The 18205-nt window shown below is 62.2% G+C and carries 15 protein-coding genes; 9 read left to right on the top strand and 6 right to left on the bottom strand.

Annotation, left to right across the window (positions count from 1 at the left end; translation table 11 throughout):
• Positions 1-45: 45 nt before the first annotated feature.
• The 4 genes from NKF27_RS05410 to NKF27_RS05395 form a co-directional block, all read right to left on the bottom strand.
• The gene (locus NKF27_RS05410) at positions 46-1104 is read right to left on the bottom strand and encodes a spermidine/putrescine ABC transporter substrate-binding protein (protein ID WP_253555626.1); all 1059 of its coding nucleotides are present in this window, start codon (positions 1102-1104) and stop codon (positions 46-48) included.
• A 426-nt stretch (positions 1105-1530) separates the two neighbouring features.
• Positions 1531-2628 carry a hypothetical protein gene (locus NKF27_RS05405; RefSeq protein WP_253555624.1) on the bottom strand — a complete coding sequence of 366 codons (1098 nt, stop codon included), beginning with the start codon at positions 2626-2628 and terminating at the stop codon, positions 1531-1533.
• Between the two features lie 43 nt (positions 2629-2671).
• Positions 2672-3697 carry a toll/interleukin-1 receptor domain-containing protein gene (locus NKF27_RS05400; RefSeq protein WP_253555622.1) on the bottom strand — a complete coding sequence of 342 codons (1026 nt, stop codon included), beginning with the start codon at positions 3695-3697 and terminating at the stop codon, positions 2672-2674.
• A 357-nt stretch (positions 3698-4054) separates the two neighbouring features.
• Positions 4055-5761: a murein L,D-transpeptidase gene (locus NKF27_RS05395; RefSeq protein WP_253555620.1), complete on the bottom strand. Its 1707-nt coding sequence runs from the start codon at positions 5759-5761 to the stop codon at positions 4055-4057.
• Between the two features lie 311 nt (positions 5762-6072).
• Between NKF27_RS05395 and NKF27_RS05390 the strand changes: the two genes are divergently transcribed.
• Positions 6073-6732: a murein L,D-transpeptidase catalytic domain family protein gene (locus NKF27_RS05390; protein ID WP_342586432.1), complete on the top strand. Its 660-nt coding sequence runs from the start codon at positions 6073-6075 to the stop codon at positions 6730-6732.
• Here NKF27_RS05390 and NKF27_RS05385 read toward each other — a convergent pair.
• Complete coding sequence (locus NKF27_RS05385) at positions 6722-7075, bottom strand: hypothetical protein (protein ID WP_253555618.1); 354 nt, start codon at positions 7073-7075, stop codon at positions 6722-6724. The two genes, NKF27_RS05390 and NKF27_RS05385, sit on opposite strands and share 11 nt — an antisense overlap.
• A gap of 214 nt (positions 7076-7289) precedes the next feature.
• Here NKF27_RS05385 and NKF27_RS05380 point away from each other — a divergent pair, with 214 nt between their 5' ends.
• The 4 genes from NKF27_RS05380 to NKF27_RS05365 all read left to right on the top strand — a co-directional run bounded on the left by NKF27_RS05380 (position 7290) and on the right by NKF27_RS05365 (position 10857).
• Complete coding sequence (locus NKF27_RS05380; RefSeq protein ID WP_045992599.1) at positions 7290-8639, top strand: MFS transporter; 1350 nt, start codon at positions 7290-7292, stop codon at positions 8637-8639.
• A gap of 278 nt (positions 8640-8917) precedes the next feature.
• The gene (locus NKF27_RS05375) at positions 8918-9607 is read left to right on the top strand and encodes an SDR family oxidoreductase (RefSeq protein WP_045992600.1); all 690 of its coding nucleotides are present in this window, start codon (positions 8918-8920) and stop codon (positions 9605-9607) included.
• A gap of 63 nt (positions 9608-9670) precedes the next feature.
• Entirely contained in the window at positions 9671-10150 is a 480-nt protein-coding gene (locus NKF27_RS05370; RefSeq protein WP_108450219.1) for a peroxiredoxin, read from the top strand.
• Positions 10151-10419: 269 nt separating this feature from the next.
• Entirely contained in the window at positions 10420-10857 is a 438-nt protein-coding gene (locus NKF27_RS05365; protein WP_253555616.1) for a GFA family protein, read from the top strand.
• A 179-nt stretch (positions 10858-11036) separates the two neighbouring features.
• Here the strand turns inward: NKF27_RS05365 and NKF27_RS05360 are convergent, their stop codons facing one another.
• A complete protein-coding gene (locus NKF27_RS05360; protein WP_253555614.1) occupies positions 11037-12593 on the bottom strand; it encodes a phospholipase D family protein in 1557 nt (518 codons plus the stop codon).
• 328 nt (positions 12594-12921) lie between these two features.
• Here NKF27_RS05360 and NKF27_RS05355 point away from each other — a divergent pair, with 328 nt between their 5' ends.
• From NKF27_RS05355 to NKF27_RS05340, 4 genes are read left to right on the top strand one after another with little or no spacing between them, the layout of a single operon-like run.
• Positions 12922-13464, top strand: coding sequence for a fimbrial protein (locus NKF27_RS05355; protein WP_253555613.1), 543 nt, complete (start codon positions 12922-12924; stop codon positions 13462-13464).
• Positions 13461-14252, top strand: a complete 792-nt coding sequence (locus tag NKF27_RS05350) for a molecular chaperone (protein ID WP_253555612.1) — start codon at positions 13461-13463, stop codon at positions 14250-14252. Before NKF27_RS05355 ends, NKF27_RS05350 begins: the two co-directional genes overlap by 4 nt.
• Positions 14253-14261: 9 nt before the next feature.
• Entirely contained in the window at positions 14262-16871 is a 2610-nt protein-coding gene (locus NKF27_RS05345) for a fimbria/pilus outer membrane usher protein (protein ID WP_253555611.1), read from the top strand.
• On the top strand, positions 16872-18188 hold the full coding sequence (locus NKF27_RS05340) for a fimbrial protein (RefSeq protein ID WP_253555610.1): 1317 nt from the start codon (positions 16872-16874) through the stop codon (positions 18186-18188).
• Positions 18189-18205 lie beyond the last annotated feature (17 nt).

Raw genomic sequence — 18205 nt, 5'->3', positions numbered from 1 at the left:
AGGTGGACGGGTACGGACACTTTTCAAACAACACCCATGCGCGCTTCAACGTGAGCGCACCTCGGTCCATAGCTGCTGCAGCATGGTCAGCGATTCCCCCTCGATCAGCGGCGTGGTCACCAGGTGACCGCTGGTCTCGGGATCGAGCCTGGAGGCCTCTCGCAGTGCCTCGTCGACCATCGGCAGGGCAGCCTCGTTGGGGGTTCTGTAGTAGGCATAGTTCGCCGCCTTGGCGGCATTTTCCGGACGCATCATAAAGCTGATGAAGTCCTGGGCCAATTGGGGATGGGGGGCTCTCGCCGGCACCACGAAGGTGTCCATGCCGAGCTGGGCGCCTTCCTCCGGGGCGAAGAAAGCCAGATCACCATAGATCTCGGGAGAATCGGCCTTGCGGTAGTCCACGTCGCCGCTGTAGGTCACCGCCACTGCACTGACGCCTCGTGCCACCTGCTCCACCGCCGCGGTACTGTCGACGAAACCGGTGAAGTTGCCCCGTTCCAGGGTCTGGCTGACCAGCTTGGCGGCGTTGATCCAGGCCTCCTGACCGACGCAGTCGAACCCAGCTCCCTGGTAGGCACAGGCCATGCCGAGTGATACCTGGGGATCGCCACCCAGCAGCGCGAAGGGCTGGTCGGGATTGATCTCGGGGTCGAACAGCACGCTCCAGGAGTGCGGCAGCTCGGCGAAGGTGTTGGTGTCGTAGACGATACCGGTAACGCCCCACAGGTAGGGCACGCTGTAGCGCTCTTCGGGGTCATAGGGCGGCTGACGGAAGGCTTCCATCAGATCCTCTCGCCCCTGCTGGATGCGCGGGTCGTCGAGCTCCCTCACCAGGCCGGCGTCGATCAGCCGGGTGACGTAGTAGTCGGTGGGCACCACCACGTCGTATTGAGCGTCGCCACCGGCGGCCAGCTTGGAGAACATCTCGGCGTTTGAGGTGAAGTAGTTCTGCACCACCTCCACCCCGAACTCCTGCTCGAAGGCCTCGACCAGCGCCGGGTCCATGTACTCGGTCCAGTTGAACAGAAACAGCTTGTCGTCATCCTGCGCCCAGACACCGGTACTGACCATGCCCAGTGCTGCCACCGCCATCCATCGTTGCATGACTTCGCCTCATTGTTGTTGGTTCGCAGGCAAATAATGCGCCAGCCGTTCATCGTTGTATACCGTGAAGGCACTTTGCGTCCAAGTCGATTTTCGGGCAGGACATTCCAGCTTGTCCTGTCACTGTCTTCCTGACGATCCGTATAGTTGCCACCACTACTCGATCGAGTCCACGGTGAAAGGCATCGAAAGTGCGGGACTTCATTGGGCGGGCCTTGCGTCGCATCCAGCGGCCTCTAACGTCCCAGCCTTGATCATCCAACGGCGGCTAGATCATGCTACTCACCGCACCCCATCATCACCCTGGGCTGCTGCAAGAACCACGTACCCGGCAGCGGCAAACCCGCATTCGCCATCATCAAGGCGTCCAGCGGGATGCTGGGTATCGAACGACATACCGGGTAACAGTCTTCTCCACGGGGGAGGTCAGCCCCGACCATCAGCGGATCTGAAGGTACCGCCTGCGCTCGGACCGGTGGCTTCTTCGGCCAGCCTGTTCAATTCGTTGACCAGTCGATCGGCGGCGACCTCATCATCCGTGCGGCTGTTTTCCAGAGACAGCTGAGACTCTCTCCCCAGGCTGGGGCTGAACTTCACTGGAACCGTCAACTCGGCGCCGTTGTTCTGCACGATGGTGATGGATGTGCGGGATTCAAAATAGGGCCAGTCTTCCTCCAGCTGCTCTTCATTCATCTTCTTGATGCGTTCAATGACATCATTTTCGTGTCCAAACTCCTCCGCTTTCTGCGCCACCTCATCGGCTGTCAAAGGCTTGCGTCGCCTCTCGCTCCTGGACACAATGCTGGAAATCGACGAGTAAGGGATTCTCTGAATATCCTCCGAACTCTCTTCGGTGATACTGTCGAACTGGAGATCACAGACGACCATCTGCTTGGAGGTCAACAACATCACCACCAGTCTAAATGGAGTAAAAAACATTTCACGATGCGAACCATCAATACGGGTGATTTTCTTTATCGATATTTTTGAAATATTTCCCAAAGAGATGGCCCGGACCGACTTGTTGACAAGATATCCAAGTTTTTCTTCCAGTGTTTCTTCATCAAAAAAGTCACGCTCCCCACCAAAACTGTACTTCTGCTCCAGTGTAACCAGCTCTTCTCTTTCCAACTCGGAATGTTCGAACCCACGGAAGAACATGATCAAGATGTCTCGCGCCACTATGTCACGACTGATTGTGGCAAGCCTTCCGAGCTCCTTGCGATGTGCCGCCAGCTCTTTTTTACGCCTTTCAAGGTCACTCGTCCTTAATAGATAGTCAATCAACAGTGCAGGTGCTAGAGCGATTGCCAGCCCGATTGCCGCCCCCACTGTCAACTCCTCAAGGTTATTCATATTATCAAAGAAGTAAAACACCCAAGCCGCCGCTCCCAGCAGGCTCAGAACGAAAACCAACTTTACGTTGATGGGAATCTTCTTGGGTGTCGAAAAGTTGTACTGATAATTAAAGAATGCCCTGACAGCCCGGCGCCCCTGAAGATCAGTCGTTTTCGGCATAACCATGGCACCTTCCTCCAGTCTGGTCGAAAAATCACTATTGTCGGCCCTATCGTCCCTTGGCTCGCAGCACCAGAAACTCCTTGATTGGGCGTTCGAGGCTGCCTAGCCGACACATTGACGCCGACATCGCCCACAGAAAACGTGCAAATTCTTCTGCAGCCTCCGGCAATTGGACGCACTGCTGTAGCTGTTTCACACTACTGTCAATTCGAGGTCGACCGTCATTAGCACAGCCTAGTCGTACAAGAAGATGAAGCAGCACCACCAGAGGGTGGTCTGGCGCTTTTTCCAGACAACACTCAGTGCTCTCGATGACCTGGCGGGCAAGAACTGGTGGAAGACGATGAAGTGCTCGCGTTCGGGCCATGTGCAAAGCCAGAAAATACCAGCCAGTAAAGCACCGCCGATGTCGAGCAAAGTCCTGAAGCCGAGACAGGCCTTCTTCCCAACGTCCAAGCTGACACAGCATCAAGCCCAGATTCAGGCGCATCAGGCTATCGCTGGCGTAGGTGTCGACGGCCATCTCTGCCACTTTCAAGGCCTGCTCGAAGGAGGGATCGTTCCGATTTTCATAGATAGAGAGAGAGAATCCGGGGTAGATATCACGACACAGTCGCAGCTTGGTCTCTGCAACCGTAAGCCCGTTTGTTCTATCCTCGACAGGCAATGCCTGTGTGCACAAGAGGCGGTGAACGGCCTGTTCCAGCGACTCCAAGGACGAATACAGAATAAAATGCCTGGGATCGACACGGGGCTCCGCTTCCTTCTTGCAGGATTCCAGCACGACCGCCCTCACCACCTTGTGATAGCGGTCAGCCGTGTCCAACTCCTCCTTCACATATGGACTTTGGAGCGCGCTCGGGCAAATCAGTGCCACCACTTCGTCGGCATGGAGAATGCCTCGCTCGATCTCCTCACGCCAATCGTCACCCTCGCAGATGGCATCTCGGTCGAACCACACCGTATTCGCGTAACGCGCAATTTCAGTACGGAGCCTGGCAGCAAAGGGCTGCTCTCTACGCGAATAGGAGAGAAAAACTCTAGGCCGCACATCCTGTCCAATAGCCAACATGGCTGTCACCGAGCCAGGTTCAAGAACGCCTCAATTACGAGAAAACTATAGTAAAACCAAGCCGGACTTTCGAAAGGAAATCCTTCACTCTACCAATACCAAAAAAATGACGATTACGTTTAATGACGTAACCCTGCTCTGGATTCTCCTGTGCCCATGCCGCATCAACTGCCGACTTTATGCCTGGATCCACGCGTCCACCAGGTACCGCGAGGGGGGTAACATCAAGACACCGACTCAGCCATCAGGTAGCAAGGATCGTCACAACAGTCGCTGAAGATCCGTCAGGCATCGCTCCGCTGGCCTGATACATGCCTTGGAGGGATGCCCAGACGACGCCTGCTCACGCCAAGGCAGTCACAGGATGACGGGGGCATCCAGCGCCGTTACCACCGCCTGGTCGCGGTCGTAGATATCGGGACGAAAGGCCAGGTGGCCGTCGGTCTCGGGTTGCACCGTCCAGTAGTTGAGCACCACCGGTATGCGCCGATCCAGACGCACGTTGCGGGTCTTGCCGTCGTTGATCAGGCGGCCGACGTTGGCGGAGGTGCCCGAGTCGTCGAACAACAGCTGGGCCAGCTCCGCCACCCCTTCCACGCGGATACAGCCTGAGCTCAGCGCACGCTGAGTACGGTTGAACAGCCCTCGCGACGGGGTGTCGTGCAGGTAGACCAGGTGGTCATTGGGAAAACGGATCACGACCCTCCCCAAGGGGTTGCGAGGCCCGGCCCCCTGGCGCAGCATCACCCCGCCGGGGCTCGACCAGTTGACCGAATAGGGATCAACGCGCTTCCCGGAGGGTGATAACGCCACCATGTCACGGCTGGCCAGATACCCCGGATCGCGCTTCACTCGAGGCAGAATGTCCTCACGATAGATCGTGGGCGGCACCGTCCAGGTGGGGTTGAGGGTCACGTGGGTAATCTCCGAACGCAATGTCGGCGTGCGCCGGTAGGGTTGGCCGACGACGATACGTGAGCGCCAGACGTCGCCGTCGGGGCGGAAGTAGCTGAGCCGATAACCGGCGATATCGACCAGCACGAAAGACTCCGGCAGGCCATGCAGCAGCCAGCGGGCACGCTCCAGGTTGGCGCGGATCTGATCGATGCGAAAGCCCACAGGAAGATTGAGGGCGGTCTGGGTATTGGGTCCGACCACCCCATCGTCGGCGAGCAGGTGGCGGCGCTGAAAACGGCGTACCGCCTCGGCCAGGGTGCTGTCGTACACCTCAGCTTCGGGGGCCTCGAGCTCAACGTGCGGGTAGTGGCCGGTGTCGGCGGACATCACTTCCAGTTCACCGATCATCGCCAGGCGCTGGCGCAACAGCGCGACGTCGGTGTCCTGATCGCCGGGACGCAGCGGCGTCTCGCGACTCGGCAGCAGTGGCCAGCCCCCCAGACGTTCGATGTTGCGATAGCGTGCCAGGGCGGCCCTTAGCTGACGATACGGCTCGAAAGGAGGCCGTGCCAGCGCCAGCGCAGCCTCGACATCGCCGTCGTCCAGGGCACGCGACAACGCCACCAGGTCGAACGTCGGTGGCGCAATATCGACCTCCCAGTCACTGTCGATGCGGTGTGGATCCACCTTGCCACGTTGCAGATGGGCCATGGCGGTCAGCAGCGTTTCGGTGGCCTCGAGCTCGAAGCCTCCGGGGGTCTCGAGATTGGCCCCTCTGGCCTGGCCAAGCAGCGCGTCGGGCGCATAGTCCGAGGGTGAGAGCCCATCGTCCTCGAGCGTCCTGAGTCCGTCGGCAAGGGCCTCCACGCGGCCCATGTCGGTCCACACCGGACGCTGGCCACGCAGACTGTAGAATCGCTGCGCCATCTCGGAGGCGCCGACCAACTCGTTGGCCAGGGGACCCGGCACGACCCCGTCGAGATCCTGAAGGTTCTGCTCGACGCTGGCATCGCTGGTAAGCCTCTGGTCGTTGGCGACCTCGCCACTGACGTCGCCTCCGTCGCTTGCCGTTGCCCCCCAGACCGGGGCAACCAGCAGACCATAACAAAGCGCTACAGCGACGCCCCTCCTTGGCATGAGTCGCAATAGAACATTTGGGCTAAACATGGCATCTACTCCCTGCAACATGACGTCAATACTGGCCATCCTGGGCGGTATTGTCATAATAGAGTCGTCGGTATCGGGTTCCGCCGAGCCGACCTGATTTTTCTAGCGTGCGCGAAGATCATGTTTCTCCGCTCTGTGTATTAGCGTATCGCGTTATTTGATCTTGCGTAACGCCTGTTCGCGTATCCGCGACATCACCGACAGGAAGCCTAGAGATGTCACGAAGCTCCTCTCATGACAATGCATCACCTCGTCTCTCGATTTTTCGTTACCTCTTATTATTGACCCTAAGTGCCTTTTTTGCGGCGCCTGTGCTCGCTCAGGACTTTCTCAGGACATCCGTCAGGGCGAATGCGCCGTCAGCCACATCGCTCGAACAGACCCTGGCCCGCCTCGCCCCCAAGGCCAACCCGGGGGTACTGCGCCTGGCCGCACGGGCGCTCAACTGCGCCGACCCCGGCGCCGAGCGCCTGGCGGTCATCGACTTTTCCCTGCCTTCAACCGAACGCCGCCTGTGGGTCTTCGACCTGCGCCAGCCCAGGCTGATGTTTCGCGAATGGGTGAGCCACGGCAAGAACTCCGGCGACGCCATGGCCACGCTGTTCTCCAACGTGCCCGAGAGCTACCAGTCGAGCATCGGACTGTTTCGCACCAAGAACAGCTATGTAGGCAGCAACGGCTATTCCCTGCGACTCGAGGGTCTTGAGCCGGGGGTCAACGACAACGCCTTCGATCGCGCCATCGTGATGCACGGTGCGGACTACGTCAGCCAGGAGTTCATCGACCGTACCGGACGCATCGGCCGCAGCCACGGCTGTCCGGCGGTACGTACCGAGGTGGCGGTACCCTTGATCAACAGCATTCGCGACAATCAGTACCTGTTCACCTATTACCCGGACCAGCGTTGGCTCAACAACTCCGCCTTTCTGCGCTGTCCGAACAGTAGTGAGCGCCTGGCCCTCAACGACTGAGTCCATCGCTTGAGGTTCCAGCATCGGCGTCACCCGCCAGCGGCGGGTGACGCCTCCTCCTTGTTCTCTTTTTGTTCGCATCTCTGTTCGCAGTTCTGTTCGCACATCTTCTTGAGTCGTTCTCCTTTCTCTTTCTCTCCCTTCTCTCTCCCTTCTCTCTCCCTCTCCCTTCTCTCTCCCTGTTCCTTCTCTCTTCCTGCTCCTTCTCTCTTCCTGCTCCTTCTCTCTTCCTGCTCCTTCTCTCTTCCTGCTCCTTCTCTCTTCGCTGCGCTCCTCTACCTTCTCCCTTTGGCACCAAGTCGGCGCACTGGGGCGGTGTCGAGTGCACAATGATGCAGCGCAATGATGCGATCCTGCTGAAGTGCCATTCCGCATAAAAACCACAAGGTGTTGATATGTCGAGGTTTCAATAAAAACAGGCATCCCGCTTGCTTGGTAGTGGTTAGCGAGAGCCAGACGTAGACCAGGCCCCAGCGGTACGAGTGCGTCGGACCCGACCTTCAATGGCGAAGGCCACACAAGTTCGAGTGTTCGTCCACCCAGCGAGGGCTGTGTTCATGAATCTGCGCAACAAGGCCAACAGGATTCGCCTGTTTTCCTTCTCGACTCCCCAGATGCGAGCCTTTCACTTCTCCTGGTTCGCCTTCCACCTGTGCTTCTTCGGCTGGTTCGGCATCGCGCCATTGATGGCCGTGGTCAGAGATGACCTCGGACTGACCAAGACCCAGATCGGCAACACCATCATCGCCTCGGTGGCCATCACGGTAATCGTGCGCCTGGCCATCGGCGTCCTGTGTGACCGTATCGGGCCGCGCCTGGCCTACACCTGGCTGCTGTGCCTGGGCGCCATCCCAGTGATGAGCATCGGTTTCGCCGACAGCTTCGAGTCCTTTCTGATGGCCCGCCTGGCCATCGGCGCGATCGGCGCCTCCTTCGTCATCACCCAGTACCACACCTCGGTGATGTTCGCGCCCAATGTGGTGGGTACAGCCAACGCCACCTCCGCCGGCTGGGGCAACCTGGGCGGTGGCACTACCCAGATCCTGATGCCGTTGATCTTTTCCGGCCTGTTGATGCTGGGCGTCAGCGAGACCCTGGGCTGGCGCCTGGCCATGGTGGTCCCAGGTGTGGTGATGTTCATTGCCGGTCTGTGCTACTACCGCTTCACCCAGGACGCGCCCGACGGCAACTTCAAGGACCTGCGCGCACGCGGCGAGCTGCCGGAAGCCTCCGGCGAAGGCTCCATGTCCAGCACCTTCGGCGCCGCCGCCCGGGATATCCGCGTGTGGGCGCTGTTCGTGGTCTATGCCGCCTGTTTCGGCGTCGAACTCACCATCAACAACATCGCCGCCATCTACTTCTTCGACAACTTCGACCTGACCCTGGCCACCGCCGGCATGATCGCCGGACTGTTCGGCCTGATGAACCTGTTCGCTCGCACCATGGGCGGGGTCTTCTCTGACCTGTTCGCCCGCAACGCCGGGCTCAAGGGTCGCGTGCGCTGGCTGTTCATCGCCATGCTGTGTGAGGGCGTGGCGCTGATGTTCTTCTCCCAGATGCACGTACTGGCGCTGGCCATCGGCCTGATGCTGGTGTTCAGTCTGTTCGTGCAGATGGCCGAAGGCGCCACCTTCGGCGTGGTGCCCTTCATCAACCGTCGCGCCCTCGGCGCGGTGGCGGGTATCGTCGGCGCCGGCGGCAACGCCGGTGCGGTGGCGGCGGGATTCCTGTTCCGTTCCGAATCGATCAGCTACCAGCAGGGGCTGTTCTACCTGGGCGCGGCGGTGATCCTGGCCTCGCTGTGCGCGCTGCTGGTGCGCTTCAGCCCCGAGGTCGAAGCCGAAGAAGCCGCCGCCTACGAACAGGCTGCCTCAGGCGAGACAAGGGGCGCGCTGTCGCTGCGCTGAGTCCGCTGTTGCGACCCCTGGCAAGACGACCTGGGCCCGGCATCCTGCCGGGCCTTCTCGTATCGGGCCCAGCCTGACAAGCACCTCCAGTGCAGGTCCGTCCGCCGATATCCGACAGGACTCATCCGTTTATGCTGCCGGATATCCAGGAAAAGATGCCCCTTGAAAGTCGCAGACGCCGCCCGAAGGATTGCAACAAAGGCAATGGACGAGCATGCTGAATCAATCATACAGAGATAGCCCGTCAAGCCCCGTCACCGAGAGACCAGGAGGAAGCGATGCGAGAACGAGTGTTGCTGATCACCGGAGCGTCAAGCGGCATCGGGGCCGCCACGGCCAGGGCGGCCGCTCGAGAGGGCTATCACCTCGTCCTGGCGGCCCGTTCGAAGGACGGACTCGAGGCCCTGGCTCAGGAGCTGGGGCCGGAGAACGTGCTGACGGTCGGCGTTGACGTGACCGACATCGAGGCCCAGAAGACCATGGTGGACGAGACGCTCGAGCGCTTTGGTCGTCTCGACGCGGTGTTCGCCAACGCCGGACGTGGTGGCTCTCCCGGCGGCTTCAGCGAGGCCGACCCGGAAAGCTGGAAGTCGATGCTGATGACCAACGTGTACGGGTTGGGGCTGACCATCCAGGCCTGCCTGCCCGAGCTCAGGCGTAGCCACGGACACATCCTGCTGACCGGCTCGGCAGCGGGGCGTACCACCATCCCCGGCTCCATGTACGGTGCCACCAAGTGGGCGGTCTCCGGCATCGGCTACAACCTGCGCGAGGAACTGCGCGGCAGCGGGATCCGTGTCACGCTCATCGAGCCCGGCATGGTCAACACCCCCTTCTTCGATGAACCACCGGAACATGCTCTGGAAGATCGCGACGTCGCCAACGCCGTGATGTACGCCATCTCCCAGCCTCACCATGTCGACGTCAACGAGATCCTGGTGCGTCCCACGCCACCGCTGGAAGAGTGAGCGTCTCACTCTTCGGACACCACCATCACCGACGCGATTTCACCACACCCTGATGGAGACCTCATGACCATTGCTACCGGCGAACGCCTGCCCGACGTGACCCTCTTTACCAACGGCGACAAGGGTCCAGAGTCACTGACCACCGACGCCTTCTTTTCGGGACGCAAGGTGGTGCTGTTCGCTGTCCCCGGCGCCTTCACTCCGGGCTGTTCCAACACCCATATGCCCGGCTTCGTGGTCAACGCCGACAAGCTGCTGGAAAAGGCCGATGCGGTCGCCTGCCTGGCGGTCAACGACGCCTTCGTCATGGGCGCCTGGCAGAAGGACCAGAACGCCGAAGCGATCACCATGCTGGCCGACGGTAACGCCGATTTCACCCGAGCCATCGGCATGGACAAGGACGCCAGTGCCGCAGGCATGGGCGTGCGCAGCCTGCGCTACGCGATGATCGTCAACGACGGCGTGGTCGAGTATCTGGGCGTCGACACCGAACGCGGCGTGATCGAGGCGTCAAGTGCCGAGACGGTGCTGGCCAGGCTCTAAGGCTTGTACGAAAAGTGCCTGCGCTCGGTAATACGGCGTTAAAAACCGGCTGGTGCGCCAGCCCGGTCAACATGCTCACTTACACCTCGTAAACTGCGCTTTCTCAACGATTATTGCCTTGTTTAACCATCGCTCGCCGGCTTTTCGTATAAAGCCTGGCGCTGCAAACGGGGGCTGACGCCCCCGCCTTCCCCCCCTTCGTCAAGGCGGTCATCCAGCACAGTTCTGCTAGTCTTGGGGAGTAGCCCCCACTGACGAGAGCACGGTCCATGAACGCGACAGCAGACCAGGCCATGCGCCTGAGCGGTACCTGCCTGTGCGGTGCGGTGACACTCAAGGTAGCACTTGAACAGCAGAGCGTCGGCGCCTGCCACTGCCAGATGTGTCGAACCTGGGGCGGCGGCCCGCTGTTGGCACTGGAGTCGGTCAGTCAGCTGACGCTCGAAGGCGAAGAGGCTGTCACCTTCTATTCATCGTCCGACTGGGCCGAGCGTGCCTTCTGTCGCCACTGCGGCACCCACCTGTTCTACCGATTGAAGAACGGCGAGCACACTTCGGTGCCCGTTGGCCTGATCGACAGCGGAGAAGCCTGGCGGTTCGACCTCCAGATCTTCATCGACGAGAAGCCCCACTGGTACCACTTCGGCAACGACACCCGCAATCTGACAGGCCAGGAACTGTTCGAGGAGTTTTCAAAAGACACCTGAGATTGGCTCCTGCCAGGCCCTTGGCCAGCGTTGGTGACTTTCGCCACTTGCGTCAGAGCCCGTCCTGTTCCCCCAGATAACACCAGGACGGCCAGCGCAATGCTGGCCGTCCTGTCTTTGTATCGAGCCGTGTCGAGCCGAGTCTTGTCCGGGCATCTCGGCACTTGCCGCTCGGGACGCTAAAGCATCCACTCCACCGGCAGCACCGAGATCAAGGTTACCGCCGCCCGGCGGAAGATGCCCACGTTGGGCTCGCCGTCGTACTGCACTACCCCTTGCGGCGTGCGCTCCAGCCAGATCATGCTGCCGTCTTCGTCCAGCTTGACCTCATAGGCGTTGTCGAGCACGTCGGTATTGAACACCCGCTGCATTTCCTGAGCGAGCTCCGGACTCTCGATGATAAAGCCGAGTTCGGTATTCAGTCGCGCCGAGCGTGGGTCGAAATTGAACGAGCCGACGAACAGCCGATCGCCGTCCACGGCAAAGGTCTTGGCGTGCAGGCTGGCACCCGAGCTGCCGAAGGGGCCGGCAGACTCGCTGCGCCCCGGCGCGTCTGGCGCGCGCTTGAGCTCGAACAACCGGACGCCAGCCTCCAACAGCTCGCGTCGCCGCTTGGCGTAGCCGGCGTGCACCGCGGCCACATCGGTCGCCTCCAGTGCGTTGGTCAGAATGGTCACCTCCACGCCGCGCGCCTCTAGATCGGCGAACATGCGCGTGCCCTTCTCTACCGGCACAAAATACGGCGACACCAGATGCACGCTGTCGCGGGGCGGCCCCAGCAGGCCACGTATGCGTCCGGTCAGCAGATCTTCATCGGCGGCCAGCCCCAGGCCCTTGGCCGGATCGTCACTGACCATTCTGGTGTTGGCCCAGACCAGCTCAAGGCTACCGTCCTGGATCGACTCGATGAACTGACTTTCGTCCAGCGCCTGCCGGTACTCCAGCGATTCAGGGGTACGGACGATTTCCGCCGAGGCCTGCTCGAAGCGTGCCAGCCCCTGGCGCCCCGCGGAGTCGAGCACCCGACTGGCCGGGTAGGAGGACTGGCTGGCCCAGTACAGATCGAAGTCTTCAGAGACCTGCTCGACCACCGGCCCCACGGCGACGACATCGAGATCGGCGAACATCACGTTGTCGCCGGCGCCGAAATACTCGTCGCCGATATTGCGCCCGCCGATGATGGTGGCCTGGTTGTCCACCGTCAGTGACTTGTTGTGCATGCGCCGATTGGCCCGGGAGAAGTCGGTCAGGTAGCCGATAAACCGCGGTGAGCGCACCACGAAGGGATTGAACAGGCGTATCTCGATATTGGGGTGGGCATCCAGCGCTGCCAGCTTGTCATCGAGCCCTGCAGTGTTGGTGTCATCGAGCAGCATGCGGACGCGCACGCCACGATTGGCGGCGTCCAGCATGGCCTGATACAGCATCGAGCCGGTGATGTCGTCGTGCCAGATGTAATACTGGACATCGAGGGTCCGCTCTGCCGCTTCCGCCAGCAACAGTCGCGCGGCAAAGGCGTCGTGGGGATTGCGCAGTGTATGGATACCACTCTTGCCGGGATGGGCATCCACATAGGGTGCCAGCATCTCGCCGAGCGCCGTGGCGCGGGCCTGCTCCAGCGTCAGATGCTGTGTCTGGCTACGCCCTTCCAGGGAGGGCAGGCCGCTGCATCCAGTTAACAACACGGCCACCGATAGCCACAGGGCAAGCATCAGCGGTTTTCCGATAACGGGCATTCGAGAGTTCCATTCGTCGCAGGGTTGGCCGTTACAGCATAGCGAAGTTGCAGAAGAACCACCGCAAGGCTTTTTCTCATCGTCAGCCCCCTCGGCCGCCCCCTCTATCAACCTCTCGAATGCCCTCTCGCCCCCCCCCCCCACGCGGCCACCGTTGCCACCCGAACGCCATATTGACCACAACGAGCGCTTGCAGCCTTCGTTCGTCGCTGCACTGATTTACGTCAAATCTAATTTTACTTTTTCTAATAGCCTTTCCCCGATCCCCTCACGCAAGCCTTCTCCGCCGCCGTGAAAAGCCGACTGCCCCGAACAAGAGGAAACCACGATGCCCGTCCGTCACTTCTCCATCGCCCGGCTGAGCCTTGTCGCTCTATTGCTTGCCGGTACCTCGGCCCAGGCCGCCGACGGCACCATCAGCTTCACCGGCGAAATCGTCGCGGCCAACTGCACCATACCGACGGCCGCCACTACCGTGACGCTACCCAAGGTGTCCACCAGCGCCTTCGGCGCCTCCGGCACCCGAGCAGGCCAGAAGGCCTTCCAGCTCGTGCTGAAATGCGCAGCGGGCGCCTCCGGCCGCAACAAGGTCTCGGTGCGCTTTACCGGAGATGACACCCAGGTGGATCCGGTCACCGGGTTGTTCCTGCTCTCCAGCGACAGCACCGCCAAGGACGTGGGGATCGCCGTCTACGACGCCAACGACGATTGGGTCAAGGCGGCCGACAACGACAGCACCCCGCCGGTGGACATCGTGGCAGGCGATGACACGACGGTCATTTCCCTGAGCGCCTGGTACCAGTCCACCGCCGCCACGGTAACCGCCGGCACCGTCAAGGCCAGCGGCAATATCGAGATTGTCTACCAATGACCGCGATAGAAGGCCCCGGCGCTTCGCCCTTTGCCATGCGGGCGTGGCAGCGACTGGTGATACACGCCCTCGGCCTGGGTCTGAGTCTGTGTCTGGCGCTCATGATCGCGGCGTTACCAGGCAACAAGGCCGAGGCCAGCATCACCATCAATGGCACCCGCGTCATCTATCAGGAGGCCCAGCGGGAGCAGACGCTCCGGCTGGAAAACCAGGATAGTGTCCCGGTACTGGTCCAGGCCTGGGCCGACCGCCACGCCGGAGGGCGCCCGGCGCGGGACGCCGAGTCGCCATTCCTGGTGACGCCATCGGTATTTCGTCTCGACCCCGGGGAGAGCCAGACCCTGCGCATCCTGCGCATTCGCGACGTGCAAAGGTCCGACCAGGAGTCGCTCTACTGGCTCAACATCAAGGAGGTGCCACCGCTACCCCAGGGGACCGCCAACCGACTGCAGTTAGGCATTCTGACACGCCTGAAACTGTTCTATCGTCCGACGGGCCTCGTCGGTGAACCCGGCGACGCCATCGCCAATCTTCAGTGGCATCTGGCGCCTGGCCCCGACCTGCGCCTGGTGTGCGACAACCCCTCAAACTACCACGTGTCGTTGATTGGCGGTGCCTGGCGGCAGTTCAGCGACCACGATGATCTTTCCCTCGACATGCTGGATCCGCACAGCGAGGCAAGCTGGTCACTGCAGGCAAGGCCTGCGCCAGGGTCATCACTGTGGTACCGGGCGATCAATGACTACGGCGCCGTCGTGGTGCGCGAGGCCATCCCGGACACCGAATGAACCGACGACATGGCACTACCGTCTACCGAGTCGACGCCGCTGGCTACAGCCAGACATCCTCCCCCCTGCCGGTGGTGCTTCACCGCCGGGCGCTACCGGTGGCGAGCGGCATTGGTGGTCGCGGCGGCAGTGGTGGCGACGGTAACAGGGCCACGGCCGGTCCAGGCCGACGAGGTGACCTTCGACCCAGCCTTCCTCGAAGACGCCAGTCTCGACATGCGTCGCTTCTCCCGCCCGGACTACGTGGTACCAGGCGACTATCTGGTCGATCTGACCCTCAACCAGACGCCGCTGGGACGCTATCCGCTACGTGTCGAGGACACCCCGGACGGAACACAGCGACTTACCCTGCCCCTCGACGCCTGGTTGGCCGCACGCCTTGAGCCGGCCCTCGAACAGGAAGTGCGAGACAGCTGCCGGCTGGACGCCAGCTGCTTTCTGGGGGTAGACACTGCCCTGCCCGGCGCCAGCCTGGATCTCGCCATCGGTGACCTGCGCGCCCACCTCAGCGTGCCCCAGGCGTTGCTTCATCGGCTGCCTCGTGGCCAGGTCGACAGCGCGCGCTGGGAGCCCGGCACCACCGCCCTGCTGGCCAACTATCAAGTGAACGGTTATCGCTCGAGCACCGACGAAGGGCACTATCAAAGTGCCTTTCTCGGCACGACGCTCGGCGCCAACCTTGGCCTGTGGCAGTTTCGCAGCAGCCTCAACGTTTCCCGCAGCGATGACGGCGACGTCGACTGGGACAGCCTTCATCACTACGTTCAGCGGCCCCTGCCGGACCAGGGCTTGCTGCTGCGGGCCGGCGAGATCAACACCCGAGGGGACTTCTTCGATTCGCTGGCGCTGCGCGGGGTCACGCTACGCACAGAGACCCGCATGCTGCCCGACAGTCGACGTGGCTACGCTCCCGTGGTCCGCGGCAGCGCCAGAACCCAGGCGCATGTGACCATCTCCCAGCAGGGGCGGCGTCTGCTCGAGACCAGCGTGCCTCCCGGCCCCTTCGAGATCGACGACCTCTATCCCACCGGCTACGGGGGTGATCTTGAGGTGAAAGTCACCGAGGCCGATGGACGCGTCGAGCGTTACAGCGTGCCCTACGCTGCCGTCCCGGGCCTGCTGAGACCGGGGCAATCGCGCCTCTCGCTGGCCGCCGGTCAGTACCATGCCAAAGGCCTCGATGACCCTCCCTCACTGCTGGAGGCCGGCTATCGACGGGGGCTCGGCAACGCCATCACCGCCTACGGCGGCGCCCAGCTCAGCGAACACTACTGGTCTCCACTGATCGGCGCCGCCTTCAATACCCCCGCGGGGGCCATTGCTCTCGATGCCCAGTACGCCCACGCCGACCTTCCCCAGGGAGAGCGCAATGGCTGGAGTCTCGAGGCCTCCTACAGCCGCCACCTGCGATCCACCGATACCGACATCAATCTGGCGGCGTATCGCTACTCGACCACGGGGTTCGTGTCGCTGGCCGACGCCGCCTGGATTGCCGACGCCGACGACGACGGCGCTCAGGCAGACGAAGGATACGTAGACGACAGCACGACCATCGATCAACGCAGTCGTCTGCAGCTCAATCTGAGCCAGCCCCTCGGGCCACGTACACGCATCTCCGCAACCGGCAGCCTGGCGGACTACTGGCATCGCGGCGGCACCGAGTCGTCCTACCAGCTGAGTCTGAGTCACCGCATCGGGCGCGTCAGCCTGGCCCTCAACCTGTCGCGCACCGACAACCGCGAAGGAGAGGCCGAGCACCGGGCGCTGGTATCGCTGACGCTGCCACTGTCCAGCGCGTCCTTCGCCCCACGTCTGGGTGTCTCCGCCAGTCGTGACAGCCGCCATCATGACGATGCCCACCTCGACCTCACCGGCACTCTGGGCGACGAACGCGAGCTGTCCTACGGGCTGTTCGCCAATCAGACCCGCGGCCCGAAGGAGCGCTACCGCTCCTACGGGCTCAACCTGTCGAGCGGCACCTCCGTCGGCCGCTTCACCGCGGCAGGCTCGAAAAGCGACGACTACCGACAACTTTCCATCGGCGCCAGCGGCGCCGTGCTGGTACACCGCCACGGCGTGACCTTCGGCCAGAGCACCGGCGATACCGTAGGCCTGGTCAGCGCCCCGGGGGGCGCCGGCGCCCGCGTCACCAACGCCGCCAACCTGACCCTCGACGATGACGGCGAGGCATTGGTCCCCTATTTGACGGCCTACCACGACAACGCGGTCCAGCTGGACCCGCGCGGCGCCGCCACCTCGGTGGAATTTCAGCGAACTTCGATCGATGTCGCGCCCTATGCCGGCGCGGTGGTGCCACTGCGCTTCGCCACTCGAACCGGGCTGCCGGTGGTGATCGTGCTGGAGCAGAACGGCCGGGGCGTACCGCTGGGCGCCGAAGTCAGCGCCACCGACGGACGCAAGCTGGGGGTGGTCGGCGCCGGCGGCATGCTGCTGCTGCGCGATCTGGCGCCCGGTACCTCGCTCCAGGTGACGCTGGGGGGCGAACGACGCTGCTGGGCACGTCCTGTCTGGACGCCTCCAACGGACAGCGACGAGATACCGATCGTCACCAGCCCCTGCCAGCCGACGCCACTGAAAGACCTGCTGGAGACAACGTGAATGCCCATCATCGGCTTGAAGACCCCCAGCGCGAGCGCTCCGCTGCGTTTCGCCATCAGACTGCTCGGCTTGCTGCTGTCGATCGCCGCGCTGCTGTCGGCGACCGCGGTGGAGGCCAACTGCCGAAGCATCAGAGACCCATGGAATGACAAGTCTCTGACGGTAAATTTTGGCGCCGAGATCGTGCTCGACGAAAACGTGGCCGTCGGCACGCCCATCGCTACGGCGGTCATCCCCGGAAGCCAACTCTATGCGATCAAAGGAGGTTGGGTCGCCACCTGCAACAATCAGGACGACGCGATCAAGTACTGGTGGCTCGAGCAGCACTACTCCCAGTCCAGCGGCTCCCACCCGGTTCCCGGCATCAGCGTGGACAGCGCCGACGGGCGCGTCTACATCATGCAGGACAGCGGTAGCCGCAATCCCTACGGCGGCGGGGGCAGCGGCAGCGTCGGCTATACCACGGAATTGCTGGCCAACGGCAGCGCCCATGCGTTCGCCTGGGTCTCCGCTTCCCCCAACAAGAACATTCCCCCGATCGGCGAGGAGATCCACGGTATCCCCTGCCGCGACGCCCTGCTGGGAACGGGTGAGGCCGAGGGTTATCCCCCCCTGATAAACGTCAACTGCCCCATCGGTGACTACGCCGTCAACTGGCGCCAGCTTCCCCCCTTCCAGATCAAGGTCACGCTCTACCGCATGGCCGGTTCCCCCGGCACCAGCGGTGTACAGCTTCAGAACAACAACAACGCCGGCTTCAGCCTGTTCTCGCTGATGAACCGCCAGAGCACGCCACCTTCAAATAATGGAGAGCTGTTCAATCTGGTCAGGCTGCAGTTGGCCCAGCGCACTCGGGTCCGAATGAATCCCTGCCATGGCATCAACAATGTCTCGGTCTCACTGGGAGAGGTGGGCAGCCATCGCTTCACCACCCTGGGCCAGCCCGCCACGGGCGTCGCCGACACACCGGTACACGTCACCGCCTGGTGTCACTCCGACGGCGACATCAAGTGGGCCGTACTGGGCAAGTCGGCGGCCTACGATCCCGGCGGGAATCAGGGCATTCTGGCCCTGGACAGTGCGGAGCAAAGCGCCAGCGGCGTGGGTATCCAGCTGATCCACACGGGTAGCCTGGCGCCACTGCCGATCACCCCCGAAGGCAGCGCCTTCGATGCCTACCGCTGGATCGACACCAACCTTCATGCGCAGGGCGGCAACATCTTGATGCTCGACTTTCTGGCCCGCTACGTGAAGACCGGCACCGTCACGCCAGGCACCGCCAATGGCCATGCCACTCTGGTGCTGTCGCCTAAATGAGTTTCCACCGTCTTCGC

Source organism: Halomonas sp. DN3, assembly GCF_024137905.1.
Lineage (GTDB): Bacteria > Pseudomonadota > Gammaproteobacteria > Pseudomonadales > Halomonadaceae > Halomonas > Halomonas litopenaei.
This window is presented reverse-complemented; position numbering and strand designations above follow the sequence as displayed.